The sequence below is a fragment of the Streptomyces sp. NBC_00539 genome (genome assembly GCF_036346105.1).
Lineage (GTDB): Bacteria > Actinomycetota > Actinomycetes > Streptomycetales > Streptomycetaceae > Streptomyces.
The window spans coordinates 3729297-3744788 of sequence record NZ_CP107811.1 but is presented as its reverse complement, the minus strand read 5'-3'; the positions used below and the strand labels follow the sequence as shown (position 1 = coordinate 3744788).

Sequence of the window (15492 nt, the reverse complement as noted above, 5' to 3'; positions counted from 1 at the left end):
TCCGACCTGCTGTTTTCAGCCCGGATCCCGAACCTAGGTTCCGCGCGGCGGAGGGTCAAGCGCCGCAGGGCACGGGCGCGTCGAGGAGGGGGCGGGCGAGGCGGAGGGCATCGAGGCGTTCCTCGGCGCGGCGGACCCCTTCCAGGAAGGGGCTCGCGGCCCGTTCCCCTCCGCCGGCGCCGCGCAGTCCGGCCAGTTCCAGCCGCAGTTCCCGGCGCCGTCCCAGGGCGAGTTCGGCTTCGACCCACTGCTCCAGCACCGAGCACCGGTCGGCGTCGAGCACCGCGATGCGGGAGCGGAGCCAGGGCCCGGCGTCGATGCCGTCCAGGGCGGGGCCGGTCCACAGGGCGAGGGCGCGGCGCAGTCGGCGGGCGGCCTGCTCGAAGTCGCCCCGGCCCATGGCCCGGTAGCCGGCTCCGGCCTCGCGCTCGAACTGCCGGACGTCGGACCGGCCGCCGCCGGTGTCGAGAACATACCCGCCGGGCCTCGCGGAGAGCACGGTCTCGGGGGTCCGTACCGAACCGGCCCCCAGGGCCTCCGCCAGCCGTTCGCGCAGGCGGCGCACGGCGGCGTGCAGGACGGCGTGGTGGTAGCGGGTCGAAGTACGGTGTGCGAGCTCGTCCGCGAGGACGGCCTCCGGGACGACCCGGTCGGGAGAGACGGCCAGCGCCGCCAGTAAGTGCCCCGCCTCGGGCGTGGCTGCCTTGATGGGCACGCCGTTCTCGGTGACGCGCGGCACGCCGAGCACCTGAATGTCCACAGTTTTCTCCCCCTGACCAGGAGGCTACGCCCCCCCCAAAAAATAATACCCGGAAGCATCTTTTTTGGAAGGGGAGGAAGGGAAACCGTGTGACGGATGAGGCGGCTCCCGAATGAAAATGAGGGATCGTCAGGCTCCCAGCGCCTCCGGCAGGTTGATATCGGGCCGGGTCACCGCGCCGTCCTCGTCCGGCGCCACGCCCACCGCACAGCCCTCTCGGCACTCATGGGTTCCCCGCCCGCCGAAGAGGGCCCGCGCGCCCCGCCCCGGTGCGGTGTCCAGGCGGATCGCCACGGCCGGGACGACCACGCTCGGCATGACGTGCGCGTACAGCTCCGAGACCTGCCGGTCCATGTCCAGGCCGAGCGTGTGGGACATCGTGTTGAGACCGGCGTACGCGCCGACGATCAGCTGCGAGGGGGTCGCGGGGTCGACGCCCGGGAGCAGCTCGCCGCGCCGCTTGGCCTCCGCCAGCACTTCGGTGTGCAGGGCGATCCAGGCTTGATAGGGGGCTGCCTTGTCGAGGGTCTGTCCGGCCCGGTCCAGGGTGAGCCGGGCGCTGGCCCGCATGAGCACGTCGTGCCGCAGCTGGTGGCAGAAGATCATCCCCATGTCGAGGAACTCCTGCGCCTTGTAGTCCTGCGGCAGGGCCTCCGGCTGCCCCTGGTTCTGGGCGTCGATGACGGCCTGGGCCAGGGCCTCCTTCGAACCGAAGTGGAAGTACAGGGCGCCCTTGGTGACCTTGGCGATGTTGACGATGTCGGAGAGCTTGGCGGCGTCGTAGCCGCACTCCTCGAACACCGTCGCGGCCGCCACCAATATGGCCTGCCGGGTTCGTACCGCCCGGTCCTGTTTTACCGGGGGGCGCTCTGTTCTCATGGGTGGGCCTCTCCTGACCCCCGGATTTACATCCCCGGGAGTACGTTCTTGTGAGGTGATTCCACACCATCGCGGAGCCGCAGTCCACCGCCGTGTGTCACCTCCGGCGGAACCGGCGCCCGCGGACATGCGGCAGGGGCCTGCCCGTCCCTGATGGACGGACAGGCCCCTGCCGTGGGCCCCGGTCACGGACACTGCCGTGACGGAAGGGCTACTTCAGCCTGGTACCCGTGGAGCGCAGGTTCGCGCAGGCCTCGGTGACGCGGGCGGCCATGCCGGCCTCGGCGGCCTTGCCCCAGGTGCGGGGGTCGTACTTGGACTTCGTGCCGACCTCGCCGTCGACCTTCAGGACGCCGTCGTAGTTGCGGAACATGTGGTCCGCGACCGGGCGGGTGAAGGCGTACTGGGTGTCGGTGTCCAGGTTCATCTTCACGACGCCGTTCTCCAGGGCGGTGGCGATCTCCTCCGCCGTGGAGCCCGAACCGCCGTGGAAGACGAAGTCGAACGGGGAGGGCTTGCCGAACTTCTCGCCGACACCGGCCTGGAGGTCCTTGAGGAGCTCGGGGCGCAGCACGACGTTGCCCGGCTTGTAGACGCCGTGCACGTTGCCGAAGGAGGCGGCCAGCAGGTAGCGGCCCTTCTCACCGAGACCGAGGGCCTCGGCGGTGCGGATCGCGTCCTCGACGGTGGTGTACAGCTCGTCGTTGATCTCGTGGCTGACGCCGTCCTCCTCGCCGCCGGTCGGGGTGATCTCGACCTCAAGGATGATCTTCGCGGCGGCGGCCTTGGCGAGCAGCTCCTGGCCGATGGCCAGGTTGTCGGCCAGGGTCTCGGCGGAGCCGTCCCACATGTGCGACTGGAAGAGCGGGTTCAGACCGCGGCCCACGCGCTCGGCCGAGATGTCCAGCAGCGGACGTACGTAGCCGTCCAGCTTGTCCTTCGGGCAGTGGTCCGTGTGCAGCGCGACCGTGATGTCGTACTTGGCGGCCACGACGTGCGCGAACTCCGCCAGGGCGACGGCGCCGGTGACCATGTCCTTGTTGTACTGGCCGCCCAGGAACTCGGCACCACCGGTGGAGATCTGGATGATGCCGTCGCTCTCGGCCTCCGCGAAGCCGCGAAGCGCAGCGTGCAGGGTCTGGGACGAGGTCACGTTGATGGCGGGGTAGGCGAACTTGCCTGCCTTCGCCCGGTCCAGCATCTCGTTGTAGACCTCGGGGGTTGCGATGGGCATCTGTCCGCTCCTTGGATGTGCGGGGAGTGTGCGATTGCTGGCCCTGACCTGGGGGCGACGTTGCCGTCGCGCCTATCTTTCCAGACTCGGTACCCGCCTCTACCCGGGCCGGGTGGACGTTTCACGTGAAACATTCCGCGGGGCCCGGGAGTGGTGAGAAAACAGCAGGTCAGCGACCGCGGCGCCCGGACGGCCCGGTTCCGCCGGGCGTCTCGCCCCGTGGACGCCCGGCCTCCGCAACCGCGACGAGCCCCTGTGGATCTAGGACAGGCCCAGGTCCCCGAGCTGGTAGCCGGTGAGGTAGGGCAGGCCCGCCGCGGCGATCGCGTCGGCCGCGCCGCGGTCCACGATCGTCGCCACTGCCACGACCTCGCCGCCGGCCTCGCGGACCGCCTCGACGGCGGTCAGCGGGGAGCCGCCGGTGGTGGAGGTGTCCTCGACCACCAGGCAGCGCTTGCCCTTGACGTCGGTGCCCTCGATCCGGCGCTGCATACCGTGCGCCTTCTGCGCCTTGCGGACGACGAAGGCGTCCAGGCGCGCGCCGCGCGCGGCGGAGGCGTGCAGCATCGAGGTGGCCACCGGGTCGGCGCCCAGGGTCAGACCGCCGACGCAGTCGTAGTCGAGGTCGGCGGTCAGGTCGAGCATGACCTGACCGACCAGCGGCGCGGCCTCGCCGTCGAGGGTGATCCGGCGGAGGTCGATGTAGTAGTCGGCCTCCCGCCCGGACGACAGGGTCACCTTGCCGTGCACGACGGCCTTGTCCTTGATCTGCTGCAGAAGCGCATCGCGTACGTCACTCATGGCTCTGAGCTTAAAGGGGGACTAGGGCAGGCGCCGCCAGGCCCAGGTCGTGGAGACCTCCAGCGGGTCCACCGGCGTGACCAGCCGCGGCAGAGTGTTCAGACCGTTCGGCGGACCGGACTGGGGCTCGACGCAGACCGCCTGCGGCTGCTCGTCGTAGACGACCACCCACTCGGCCCGGCTGGTGATCTTCAGTTCCAGCGCGCCGGGCCAGGTGAGGGTGACGTCCACCCCCTCGGGCATCCCGAAGCAGTCGTCCCACGGCCCGGGCTTCGGGTCGATGCGGTGGCCGGTGGGGATGTGGTCGGGGCCGCGCTCCTCCTGCCAGGCGGGGGCGAAGTCCAGCTGCGCCTCGGGGCCGCCCGGCGTGAGGCTGCGGTGGAACCAGGGGTGCCAGCCGGCCTGGGCCGGGAAGGAGTCCCCGTACGTCTCCACGCCCATGGTGAGCGTCAGCGCGTCCTCGCCGAGCTGGAAGACCTGGGTCACCCGGCCCGGGTAGGGCCACGGGTCGGCGAGGTCGTAGGTGAACACGGCCTCGGTGCCGGTGCTGTGGGCCGGGCTCCAGGCCGCCTCCCGGCCGAAGCCGTGGATGGCGTGCGGGGGGTGATTGAGCGGCAGCTGGTGGACGGTCGCCCCGTCGCGGAACCGGCCGTCCGCGGTGCGCCCGCACCACGGGACCATCGGGAAGGCACCGTACTTGGGGCCCTGGAGCAGGAGCTCCGTCCCGTCGACGCGCAGACTGCTGATCCGGCAGCCGTTCTCCTGGTCGATCGTCAGCTCGGCGCCGCCGGCGCTCAGTCGCGTACTCATACGGCCGACCCTAAACCGCGGCCGGGCTGTTTCTACGACACGGCCTGGGCCGTCTCCTTCGGATCTCGCCGGTCAAGCCGGCGGCGCGGGTCAGGCAAGATCCGGAAGAGAAGGCCTAGCGGCGGCGGCGCAGGACGCGGCCGAGAACGACGGCCGAGGCGACGGCCACGGCGGCCGCCGGGGCGATCCAGCGCAGGCCGGCCCCGGCCGTGACGGAGGAGGGGGCCGGGACGGGGGCGTAGCGCCCGCGCGGGGGTGCGTGGTCGACTTCCTCGGCGCTGCGGCCGATCATCGTGCGGCGGGCGTGGGCGGCTTCGGCGGGGGGCAGGGCGGGTCCGTCGAGCGCACCCGGTTCGCCACGGTCCTCGAAGCCGCCTCCGGCGAGGGGGTCGAGGGACGGGGGCGGGACCTCGGCGTCGAATACGGACTCGGTGATCTCGGTGATGCCGTCCTCGACGTCGTCGAAGCCCGGGTCGGCGTCCTCGGCGTCCTCGGCGTCCGCGACGGGATCCGCGACCGGCTCGGCCACCGGCTCCGCGGCCCCGGCCGGCTCGGCCGCCGGCTCCGGCTCCGCGGCCACCGCGGCGGCGAGGTTGTCGGCGGTACGGTCCAGCAGCCGCTGCACGGCCGCGGCGGTGGCCTCCGGCGGGAAACCGGCGGCCCGCCCGTCGGCCGCGCCCCCGCCCGAGAGCTCCAGCCGGGTGCCGTTCCCCTCGGCGGTGAGCCGCAGCGTCAGCGCGAGCTTGACGGTCCCGCTGCCCCGCACCTCGACGCCCTCCCCTTCGACGGCGAAGTGATCGGGGTCCCGCTCCGTGACGGCCAGCGCCCCCCGGTAGGTCACCGTGTGCCCGCCGACCCGCACCTTGAGCCGGCCCGCCAGCGGCCCGGACGCAGTGTCGGCGTCCTGCTGGAGCCCGGGTACGCAACGGGCCACCCGGGCGGGATCGCGCAGCACGGCGCGCAGGTCGTCTGCCGGTACCGGAACGAACAGCTGATGCTCCATGCGGACGAGCCTACCGACGAGACCGCTTCCTGTACCCGGTCCTGCGCCGACCCGGGCCCTACGTGTACCTCGGGTGCGGGAGCGTCGACGGCGGCAGGCCCGGCACGCGGGTGCGTTCCGCCTCCCGGGCCCCGTCCTGGAGGGCCGGCGTGGACACCGAGCGCAGCTCCGGCGTGTCGAGGTCGACCCGCAGCTGCGGTACGGCGTCCCGGGCGGCGAGGACGAAGCCCCAGTCCTGCGGCCGCGCGCCGGAGCCGCCCTGGCCGCGGTCGGGCCCGGCGGCGAAGCCGGAGAGGCGGCCGCCCGCACTGTAGGGCGCGGTCCGCAGGCCGGCCGCCCGGAGGGTGGCCTCGACCGTCCAGTACGTACGCGGCCGGGTGACCAGCGGCCCCGCGTGCACCGCGATCCGGCCGCCGGGCCGCAGGGCGCGCGCGGCCAGCCCGTAGAACTCCTGCGAGTACAGCTTCGTGCTGGGCGTGATCCCCGGGTCGGGCAGGTCGGAGACGATGACGTCGAAGCGGTCCCGGGCGCCCGGGCCCCGCAGCCAGTTGAAGGCGTCCTGCGTGACGACGCCGAGGCGGGGGTCCTCGTACGCCGCGCCGTTCAGCTCGGACAGCATCGGGTCGGTGCGGGCGAGCCGGACCACTCCGGGGTCGAGCTCGACGACGGTGACGGAGGCGACGTCCCGGTAGCGCAGCACCTCGCGGGCGGCGAGCCCGTCACCGCCGCCGAGGACCAGGACCCGGGAGTGCGGGCCGGCCATCGCCGGGTGGACGAGGGCTTCGTGGTAGCGGTACTCGTCGTAGCCGCTGACCCGCAGCCGCCCGTCGAGGTACAGGTCCAGCGAGCGCGGTGACCCGCCGGCGGGCCCGGTCAGCACCAGTTCCTGCACCTCGCTCTGGACGGCGACCCGCACGTCCCCCCCGTAGACGGCACTGCGCGCGATCCGTTCGAAGTCGTCGGCCAGCACGGTCGCCGAGGCGAGGACGACGAGGACGGTCAAATTTGCGGCGATCAGCGTTCTGCGGCAGCGGCGGCTCAGGTCGCGGCGGAACAGCCACAGGACGAGCCCCCCGCCGACGGCGGCGTTGACGGTGCCGGTGAGCACCGCCCCGGTGAGCTGGCCGAGCACCGGCAGGAGCAGGAAGGGGAAGGCGAGTCCCCCGACGAGGGCGCCCACGTAGTCGGCGGCGAACAGGTCCGCCACCGCGCCGCCCGCGTCCTGCCGGTGGATGCGCTGGATCAGCACCATCAGCAGCGGGATCTCGGCGCCGATGAGCACGCCGATGGTGAAGGAGAACGCGACGAGCGCGGGCCGTGATTCCCCCAGCCAGGCGAAGCTCGCGTACAGGGCCATGGCGGAGAGTCCGCCGAGCAGGGCCAGGGCCGCCTCGACGGCGGCGAAGCCGAACGCGGGCCGTCTGCGGAGCCGTTTGGCGAGCAGGGAGCCGACGCCCATGGCGAAAACCATGACGGACAGCACCACCGACGCCTGGGTGACGGAGTCTCCGATGAGGTAGGAGCCGAGCGCGAGCAGCTCCAATTCGTACACGAGACCGCAGGCGGCGCAGACGAAGACGGTGGCCAGTACGAGGAGCCGCCCGGTCCGGGGCCGTACGGGCAGGGCGGCCGGGAGGGTCGCCACGGGCCCCGGAGCCGGCAGCACCCGACGCGGTACGGAACGGTCGATCATGCAGCGAACCGTACGTCACCGCCCACTTGCACCCCGTCACTCACATGGGTGCAAGTGGTGCACCGATCCAGCCAATTGGAGTAACCCCCCGGGCCGCGCCGTGTCACCCGTTACAGCGATGCCACGGCCACCGAAGCCGGCGTCTCCGCGCCCGTGCCGCTCCGTACGCCGACCCGCGTACGAGTGGCGACCAACTGGCCTTCCTGCGGGTACGCGTGCCAGGTCCGCCACCGCACCTGCCCCTCGTGACGCTGCGCCAGCAGCGCGGTGAAGGCGTGCGGGCTGCCCGGGAAGGTCCCGGCGAGCCCGTTCGGGTGATCCGCGACCAGCGCGAGCAGTTCCTGGGCGCGCCCGGCGAACGAGCCGCGCGAAAGGGTCTCGACGCGCGCGGCGAACTCGTACTCCCAGTCGCCCCACCGCTCGGCCACCCCCAGCGGCAGCGGGGTACTGCTGCCGGGCATGCAGGCGACCGTCTCCGAGCAGAGGACCTCGCCTTCCTCCAGGAGCACCTGATGGGAGGCACCGAGCAGGCGCAGCTCCACCTTCGCGCCCGCGAGCTGGAGGTTCAGTACGGCGAGGGCGGGCAGCCGGTCCCGTCCCAGGGCCCAGGCGAGATCGGCGGCACGCGTGTCGGTGTAGGTGGTCTGGAGGGTCGTGAGCATGAGTCGGCTCCGCAAACGCGCGAGGTAGGTGGGCCGGGGAACCGCCAGCGGTTGGTCAACGGGTGGGGGACACCGGCACGGGTCCACAGAAAGTCCAGGGAGGTCCGAGGACTGGTCTACTCAACCGAGGGAATCATGAAAGGCACGGCACTCACAGCGTTTTTACCCAAGTTGAAGGGGTTTACATCCCCCCGGGGGCTACCCGGTTCACGTGTTCAACCGCATGCCGCCCGTACGTCGTAACGCGCAGGCGGACGCGGGTGCTAACAAGGTGGTGCACAAGGGAAGTTGTCCCCGCCGGACACCCCGTTTACGCGGTACCGGCCGTACCGGTCGTCAACTGGATCCGCAGCCACCGCCACCGCACGAGGACCCGCACGAGGACGAGGACCCGCAGGAGGACGAGGACCCGCACGACGAGCTGCTGGAGCACCCGCCGGAGGAACCGTCCCCTCCCCCGGCCCACCAGCTGCTGCCACTACGGCTTCCGCTGCCGCCGCTCCCGACCGAGGCGGCCTTGACGGCCACCACGACGACCCCGACGACGAAGACACCCAAGAGCACTACGGCAAGAACCATCGCCTCGCCCCTCTCTGAACCCCCGGATCCCCGGGGTGCCGGGACCCCCGTGTCCCGTGTGCCGGGGAGATGCCCGCAGGCCACCCGCGCCAAAGCACACTTGAGCAACTCCAGAGGTTGCCCGCAGGATGGCCGCCATGAACGCACCCGCGGGCGGCAGCCGCCCCTTCCTGAACCGCCGTCTGGCGGCCTTCGGCACCACGATCTTCGCGGAGATGTCGGCGCTGGCCACCGCCACCGGGTCGATCAACCTCGGCCAGGGGTTCCCCGACACCGACGGGCCCGCCGAGATCGCCGAAGCGGCCGTACGGGCGATCCGGGACGGCAGGGGCAACCAGTACCCGCCGGGCCCGGGCGTCCCGGAGCTGCGCCTCGCGATCGCCGCGCACCAGCAGCGCTTCTACGGGCTGACGTACGACCCCGACACGGAGGTCCTGGTCACGGCCGGGGCCACAGAGGCCATCGCGGCCTCCCTCCTCGCCCTGCTCGAACCGGGTGACGAGGTCATCGCCCTCGAGCCCTACTACGACTCCTACGCCGCCTGCATCGCCATGGCCGGCGCGGTCCGCGTCCCGCTGACGCTGCGCGCCCCGGACTTCCGCCTCGACGCGGACGCCCTGCGCGCCGCCGTCACCCCGCGCACCCGGCTGCTCCTGCTGAACACCCCGCACAACCCCACGGGCACGGTCCTGACCCCGGCGGAACTGGCGGCCGTCGCCGAGCTGGCGGTCGAGCGGGACCTGCTGGTGGTCACCGACGAGGTCTACGAGCACCTGGTCTTCGAGGGCTCGCACACCCCGCTCGCCTCGCTGCCCGGCATGCGCGAGCGCACGGTCACCATCTCCTCCGCGGGCAAGACGTTCTCGTTCACCGGGTGGAAGGTCGGCTGGATCACCGCCCCGCCCGCGCTGGTCTCGGCCGTCCGTTCGACGAAGCAGTTCCTCACCTACGTCTCCTCGGGCCCCTTCCAGCACGCGATCGCCGAGGCCCTGGCCCTGCCGGACCCGTTCTACGAGACCTTCCGCACGGAGCACCTGGCCAAGCGCGACCTCCTCGCCGACGGGCTCGTGGCGGCGGGCTTCGAGGTGTTCCGCCCCCAGGGCACGTACTTCATCACCACCGACATCACCCCCCTCGGCGAGAAGGACGGCCTGGCCTTCTGCCGCGCCCTGCCCGCCCGCTGCGGCGTGGTCGCCATCCCGAACCAGGTCTTCTACGACGACCGGTCGGCCGGTGCCACCCAGGTCCGCTGGGCCTTCTGCAAACGCGACGAGGTCCTCCACGAGGCCGTCGCCCGCCTCGGCCGGCTGTAGGGCCGGGGCTGCGCAGGCGCCCGAACGGGTGTGTGCGGGTCCCCCGAAAGACTTTGTCGCGGGGGCGGCGTTCGCGGGTGCCACCTGGGGAAACGGTGACCGGGCGGGTGCCGGGCGGGTGTCGGGCACAAGCCGGGGCGGGGGTCGGGCTCGTAGGGTTTGCCCGTCGTGGGGAGGCCGGCCGGGAGCCCGTTCCACCGCGGGCTCCGGGGTATCGGCGCCGGAGTGAGGCTGACGCACGCGAACGCGCCGGAAGCGCCGGCGGGAAGACCGGGAGACATGGCTGCGGTTTCGACGGGTCCGACGGTGTCCCTGCGGCCGCCGCAGACGGGCACGGACGGCCCGTCGCCGGCCCTGCTCGCGCTCGGGGTGTTCGCCGTCGTACGCGGGGCGGGGGCGCTGATCATCGCCGCCGGCGCCTGGTGGGCCGGCCGGGACCCGGTGCGGGTGCTCGGCGGGTCCTGGGACTCCGTCTGGTACCTCGGCATCGCCGCCCACGGGTACGGGCGGACCCAGATGTGGGCGAACGGCTCCGTACAGAGCGATTACGCGTTCTTCCCGCTCTACCCCGTACTGGTGCGCCTCGCGGGCGGCACCGCCCTCGCCGCGCTGGCCGTCGCGTGGGCCGCCGCGGCCGCGGCCGCCCTCGGGGTCCACCGGGTCGGGCAGCGGCTGCTGGGGGCCCGGGGCGGGGTGCTGCTGGTCGCGCTGTGGGCCACGCTGCCGCACTCCGTGGTGCTCAGCGCCGGCTACACCGAGGCGCTGCTGGCCGCGCTCGCCGCCTGGGCCCTGTACGCGGTGCTGCGGGAGCGCTGGCTGTGGGCCGCCGCCCTGGCCGTCCTTGCCGGACTGACCCGGCCCACCGGGATCGCCGTCGCCGCCGCCGTGTCCCTGACGGCCCTGCACGCGCTGGCGATACGGGGCCCCCGCGCGCCCGAGGTGTGGGCGGCCGCGCTGCTGGCCCCGGCCGGCTGGGCCGCGTACGTCCTGGCGGTGGGGGCGCGCACGGGGCATCCCGTCGGCGGGTACTTCACCGTCCAGCGGCGCTGGGGGTCCCGCTTCGACTTCGGCGTGGGCACACTGCGCGACGCCGAGAAGGTGCTGACCGGCGGCCCGGTACCGCTCGCCACCACCGTCACCGTGGCGGTGCTGGTCGTGGCGGCGCTGCTGGCGGTGCCGCTGGTGCTGGACCGGGCCCCGCTGGCGCTGCTCGTGTACACCGGGGTGCTGATGCTGATCACCTACGGCGGCAGCGGCTTCTTCGAGTCGAAGCCGCGCTTCCTGCTGCCCGCGTTCCCGCTGCTGCTGGCGCCCGCCGCCGTGATGGCCAAAGCCCGGCCCCGCACCGCGGTCGTGGTGACCGCGGGGCTGGCCGGGCTCTCGTACGGCTACGGGGTGTACCTGCTCCTCGTGGCGCGGGTACCGCTGTGACGGGTCAGTTGTCCTCGTCGTCCTTGTCGTCCCCGCCCTCGGCGGATTCGACGTCCTGCTCCAGGCCGAGCTGCTCGACGAGCCACTTGTCGAACTCGATCGAGGCGCGGACCCAGCTGACGGTGGAGGACACGAAGTGCTCCAGGCTGACGCCGGTGCCGACCAGCATCTGCGCTTCGCCGATCAGGCGGACGGAGCCGTCGTCGTGCGTGTGGCTGTAGACCTTCGGCCACAGGGTGCGACGGTTCCAGTCGTCGATCGTCTCCAGGAGCTGCGGCTTGTCTTCGATGCCGTGCGGACGGTCGTAGAAGGTCCGCACCGAGAAGACCTGCTGGTCGCCGTCGCCGCGGAACATGAAGTAGGTCCGGAACTCCTCCCACGGCGCCGCGAGGTCACCCTCGTCGTCGACGACGTACTTGAGCTCCATCTGCTCCAGCAGCTGCTTGACCAAATCCTGGTCGGGGACGACGGGGCCCGCCGGTCCCGTGGCCTGCGGATCGGGCTGCTGCCCTCCGAAATTCGGAATCGAGGCCGGGTCGATGCTCACCGTGTACTTCCCTTCGTGCGGATGGTGTCATCCTCCCCCATCGGTCCTACCCCGTGTCCAGCCCCGCACGTCCGATCCGCTCCGGGCGGACACGAGTAGGGCTCGGGTAAGGGCCTGGCCGGACCGGGGTCCCGGTCGCCCGGGGCCCGGTCCGGCCTTGCGGCTCCTGCCTCACGGCGCCTGCCCCACACCTGCGGCCGCACCTGCGGCCTCACAGCGCCTTGCCGACCAGCAGGTCCTCTCCCGCCACGTCCACCCGTACCGTGTCGCCCTCGCGGACCTCGCCCGCCAGGATCTCCTTGGCGAGGCGGTCGCCGACGGCCGTCTGGATCAGGCGGCGCAGGGGCCGGGCACCGTACGCCGGGTCGTTGCCCTTGTCCGCCAGCCAGGCCAGGGCCTGCGGCGTGACGTCCAGGGTCAGCCGGCGGTCGGCGAGCCGCTTGGCGAGGCGGCCGATCTGGAGTTCGGCGATGTGGGCCAGCTCGTCGCGGGTCAGCGCGGAGAAGACCACCAGGTCGTCCAGGCGGTTGAGGAACTCCGGCTTGAAGGAGGCCCGCACCACTTCCAGGACCTTGGCCTTGCGGTCCTCCGGCGTGGCCGAGGCGTCCGCGGAACCGGGGCCGCTCAGGAACTGGCTGCCCAGGTTGGAGGTCAGGATCAGGATGGTGTTGCGGAAGTCCACCGTCCGGCCCTGCCCGTCCGTGAGGCGGCCGTCGTCCAGGACCTGGAGCAGGACGTCGAAGACCTCGGGGTGGGCCTTCTCCACCTCGTCCAGCAGCACGACGGAGTAGGGGCGCCGGCGCACGGCCTCGGTGAGCTGGCCGCCCTCCTCGTAGCCGACGTAGCCGGGCGGCGCGCCGACCAGCCGGGCCACGGAGTGCTTCTCGCCGTACTCGGACATGTCGATGCGGACCATCGCCCGCTCGTCGTCGAAGAGGAAGTCAGCGAGCGCCTTGGCCAGCTCGGTCTTGCCCACGCCCGTCGGGCCGAGGAAGAGGAACGAGCCCGTCGGCCTGTCCGGGTCCGCGATGCCGGCCCGGGTGCGGCGCACGGCGTCGGAAACGGCCCGCACGGCCTCCTCCTGGCCGATCAGACGGCGGCCCAGCTCGGCCTCCATGCGCAGCAGCTTCTGCGTCTCGCCTTCGAGGAGGCGGCCCGAGGGGATGCCCGTCCAGGCGCCGACCACGTCCGCGATGTCGTCCGGGCCGACCTCGTCCTTGACCATGGCGTCCTTGGACGGGCCGGCCTGGGTGGCCTCCGCCTCGGCTTCCGTGGCCTGCGCGAGCTCGCGCTCCAGCGCGGGGATCTCCCCGTACAGCAGCTTGGACGCCGCGTCGAAGTCGCCGTCGCGCTGGGCGCGCTCGGCCTGCCCGCGCAGGTCGTCCAGGCGTTCCTTGAGCTCGCCGACGCGGTTGAGGGACTGCTTCTCCTTCTCCCAGCGTGCGGTCAGGCCGCGCAGCTCCTCCTCCTTGTCCGCCAGGTCCTTGCGGATCTTCTCCAGGCGCTCGATGGAGGCCGGGTCGGACTCGTTCCTGAGCGCCAGCTCCTCCATGCGCAGCCGGTCGACCGCGCGCTGGAGCTCGTCGATCTCCACCGGGGAGGAGTCGATCTCCATGCGCAGCCGCGACGCGGCCTCGTCCACCAGGTCGATGGCCTTGTCGGGGAGGAACCGGGAGGTGATGTAGCGGTCCGAGAGGGTGGCCGCGGCGACGAGGGCGCTGTCGTTGATGACGACCTTGTGGTGGGCCTCGTAGCGGCCCTTGAGGCCGCGCAGGATGGCGATGGTGTCCTCGACGGTCGGCTCCGCGACCAGCACCTGCTGGAAGCGGCGCTCCAGCGCCGGGTCCTTCTCGATCCGCTCGCGGTACTCGTCGAGCGTGGTCGCGCCGACCATGCGCAGCTCGCCGCGGGCGAGCATGGGCTTGAGCATGTTGCCCGCGTCCATGGCCGAATCCCCGCCGGCGCCGGCGCCGACGACCGTGTGCAGCTCGTCGATGAAGGTGATGATCTGGCCGTCGCTGGACTTGATCTCGGCGAGGACGGTCTTGAGGCGTTCCTCGAACTCGCCGCGGTACTTCGCGCCGGCGACCATCGCGCCGAGGTCGAGGGCGACGAGCCGCTTGTTCTTGAGCGACTCGGGGACGTCCCCCTTGACGATGCGCTGGGCCAGGCCCTCGACCACGGCCGTCTTGCCGACGCCGGGTTCGCCGATGAGCACCGGGTTGTTCTTCGTACGGCGGGACAGGACCTGAACGACGCGGCGGATCTCGTGGTCGCGGCCGATGACCGGGTCGAGCTTGCCCTCGCGGGCGGCCGCCGTGAAGTCGGTGCCGAACTTCTCCAGGGCCTTGTACTGGCCCTCGGGGTCGGGAGTGGTCACCCGCCGCCCTCCTCGTGCGTTCTCGAAGGCGTCCAGCAGCTTGCGCGCCGTCGCTCCCTGGGCGGTCAGGACCTCGCCGGCCGCGCCGCCCTTGGCGGCGAGGGCGATGAGGAGGTGTTCGGTGGAGAGGTACTCGTCGCCGAGCTTCCCGGCCCGGTCGTCGGCCTCGGCGAGGACGGCGAGCAGCTCGCGCGTGGGCTGCGGGGGCGCGACCGTGGAGCCGGTGACGCGGGGCAGGGCCGCCAGCAGCCGCTCGGCGCCGGCGCGCACGGCGGCCTGGTCGGCCTCGGTCGCGGCGAGCAGGTCGACGAGGTTCTCGTTGTCCTCGCCGGCGAGGAGGGCCAGCAGCAGGTGCGCGGGGGTCAGGTCCGGGTGGCCGTCCTTCACGGCCCTGCTCGTGGCCGCGTTCAGCGCGTCCCGGCTCTTGTTCGTCAGCTCGGCGTCCACCGCCGCTCTCCTCTCCCTGGCAGGTTCTGATCCGGATCCCCTGGTCTGATAGATACAGCGGATACAAAGTTGAGTCTATTCCACTCAAGGCAGTTTTTCGACGGCCACCGGCCAAAGACACGGGCGGCCGCGGACGTACGCTCGGCACATGCCCCACGACGTACGCCACCCCACGCCCGCATACCTCGCCTTCTGGCGGGAACGGCACGTGTGCACCCTCACCACCCCCCGCCCGGACGGCAGCCCGCACGTGGTGCCGGTCGGTGTCACGTACGACCCCGAGGCCGGGCTGGCCCGGGTGATCAGCAACAAGCACAGCAAGAAGGTCCGCAACGTGCTGGCCGCGCCGAACGGCGTCGCGAGGGTCGCGGTGTGCCAGATGGAGGGCCGGCGCTGGGCCACCCTGGAGGGGCGCGCCACGGTCGTTACGGACGAGGCGTCGGTGGCCGACGCGGTGGAGCGCTACGCGCAGCGGTACGGACGGATGCCCTCGCCGAATCCGGACCGGGTCGTCCTGGAGATCACCCTGGACCGGGCGATGGGCCGCGCCTGAGGCGCCGACATCACAACGGCGCCATCGTGGTCAGGTCCACGATGGCGCCGTTGTGTGGGGGTAGCGCCTGAGCGATGTGCAACGAGGGGGAATCGCTTCAGGCACTTCGGGGGGTGGCGGCGGTGATATCGGGCTCGAACAGCTGGTGGTCACGCTGGTCGAGGTTGACGAAGACCATTCCGTACCGCACTTCGCAGCGGACGGGCTGCGGTGCGCCCCGGGGGCGGCGCAGACAGCGGTAGGCCCGGACGTCTTCGTCCTCTTCTCGTACTACGACGATCGGCTGGCCGAACAGGGTGACCATCAGCGAGTCGCCGGCGTGGGGGATCGCCGTGGCGAGGTCGATGAACTGCCATCCGGACCGGTACGCCGAAGCCATCTCGCGACGGAAGTCACGGTC

15 protein-coding genes are annotated in these 15492 nt (G+C 72.2%); 3 read left to right on the top strand and 12 right to left on the bottom strand.

The window, feature by feature from the left end:
- Positions 1–55: 55 nt before the first annotated feature.
- The 9 genes from OG861_RS16775 to OG861_RS16735 form a co-directional block, all read right to left on the bottom strand.
- The gene (locus tag OG861_RS16775) at positions 56–760 is read right to left on the bottom strand and encodes an AfsR/SARP family transcriptional regulator (RefSeq protein WP_329196405.1); all 705 of its coding nucleotides are present in this window, start codon (positions 758–760) and stop codon (positions 56–58) included.
- A 129-nt stretch (positions 761–889) separates the two neighbouring features.
- On the bottom strand, positions 890–1639 hold the full coding sequence (locus OG861_RS16770; RefSeq protein ID WP_329196406.1) for a ScbR family autoregulator-binding transcription factor: 750 nt from the start codon (positions 1637–1639) through the stop codon (positions 890–892).
- A gap of 211 nt (positions 1640–1850) precedes the next feature.
- Positions 1851–2873: a class II fructose-bisphosphate aldolase gene (fbaA, locus tag OG861_RS16765; protein ID WP_329196408.1), complete on the bottom strand. Its 1023-nt coding sequence runs from the start codon at positions 2871–2873 to the stop codon at positions 1851–1853.
- A 261-nt stretch (positions 2874–3134) separates the two neighbouring features.
- Positions 3135–3674, bottom strand: coding sequence for an orotate phosphoribosyltransferase (gene pyrE / locus OG861_RS16760; RefSeq protein ID WP_329196410.1), 540 nt, complete (start codon positions 3672–3674; stop codon positions 3135–3137).
- 21 nt (positions 3675–3695) lie between these two features.
- A complete protein-coding gene (locus OG861_RS16755; protein ID WP_329196412.1) occupies positions 3696–4484 on the bottom strand; it encodes an aldose epimerase family protein in 789 nt (262 codons plus the stop codon).
- Between the two features lie 115 nt (positions 4485–4599).
- Positions 4600–5487, bottom strand: a complete 888-nt coding sequence (locus OG861_RS16750; RefSeq protein ID WP_329196413.1) for an SRPBCC family protein — start codon at positions 5485–5487, stop codon at positions 4600–4602.
- A gap of 58 nt (positions 5488–5545) precedes the next feature.
- Positions 5546–7180 carry a polyamine aminopropyltransferase gene (locus OG861_RS16745; RefSeq protein ID WP_329196415.1) on the bottom strand — a complete coding sequence of 545 codons (1635 nt, stop codon included), beginning with the start codon at positions 7178–7180 and terminating at the stop codon, positions 5546–5548.
- 110 nt (positions 7181–7290) lie between these two features.
- Positions 7291–7842 (bottom strand): DUF2617 family protein, encoded by a 552-nt coding sequence (locus OG861_RS16740; RefSeq protein ID WP_329196418.1) that lies wholly within the window; start codon positions 7840–7842, stop codon positions 7291–7293.
- Positions 7843–8152: 310 nt separating this feature from the next.
- Positions 8153–8275: a hypothetical protein gene (locus OG861_RS16735; protein ID WP_329196419.1), complete on the bottom strand. Its 123-nt coding sequence runs from the start codon at positions 8273–8275 to the stop codon at positions 8153–8155.
- Between the two features lie 274 nt (positions 8276–8549).
- Here OG861_RS16735 and OG861_RS16730 point away from each other — a divergent pair, with 274 nt between their 5' ends.
- On the top strand, positions 8550–9734 hold the full coding sequence (locus OG861_RS16730) for a pyridoxal phosphate-dependent aminotransferase (RefSeq protein WP_329196420.1): 1185 nt from the start codon (positions 8550–8552) through the stop codon (positions 9732–9734).
- 279 nt (positions 9735–10013) lie between these two features.
- A complete protein-coding gene (locus OG861_RS16725; protein WP_329196421.1) occupies positions 10014–11165 on the top strand; it encodes a hypothetical protein in 1152 nt (383 codons plus the stop codon).
- A 4-nt stretch (positions 11166–11169) separates the two neighbouring features.
- Here OG861_RS16725 and OG861_RS16720 read toward each other — a convergent pair whose 3' ends face one another.
- Both OG861_RS16720 and clpB read right to left on the bottom strand, forming a co-directional pair.
- Positions 11170–11712 carry a YbjN domain-containing protein gene (locus tag OG861_RS16720; RefSeq protein ID WP_329196423.1) on the bottom strand — a complete coding sequence of 181 codons (543 nt, stop codon included), beginning with the start codon at positions 11710–11712 and terminating at the stop codon, positions 11170–11172.
- Positions 11713–11923: 211 nt separating this feature from the next.
- Positions 11924–14539 carry an ATP-dependent chaperone ClpB gene (gene clpB, locus OG861_RS16715; protein ID WP_329196425.1) on the bottom strand — a complete coding sequence of 872 codons (2616 nt, stop codon included), beginning with the start codon at positions 14537–14539 and terminating at the stop codon, positions 11924–11926.
- A gap of 148 nt (positions 14540–14687) precedes the next feature.
- Between clpB and OG861_RS16710 the strand changes: the two genes are divergently transcribed.
- Positions 14688–15092, top strand: a complete 405-nt coding sequence (locus tag OG861_RS16710; RefSeq protein ID WP_329196427.1) for a pyridoxamine 5'-phosphate oxidase family protein — start codon at positions 14688–14690, stop codon at positions 15090–15092.
- A gap of 97 nt (positions 15093–15189) precedes the next feature.
- Here OG861_RS16710 and OG861_RS16705 read toward each other — a convergent pair whose 3' ends face one another.
- Positions 15190–15471 carry a (2Fe-2S)-binding protein gene (locus tag OG861_RS16705; RefSeq protein WP_136210630.1) on the bottom strand — a complete coding sequence of 94 codons (282 nt, stop codon included), beginning with the start codon at positions 15469–15471 and terminating at the stop codon, positions 15190–15192.
- Between the last annotated feature and the right edge of the window lie 21 nt (positions 15472–15492).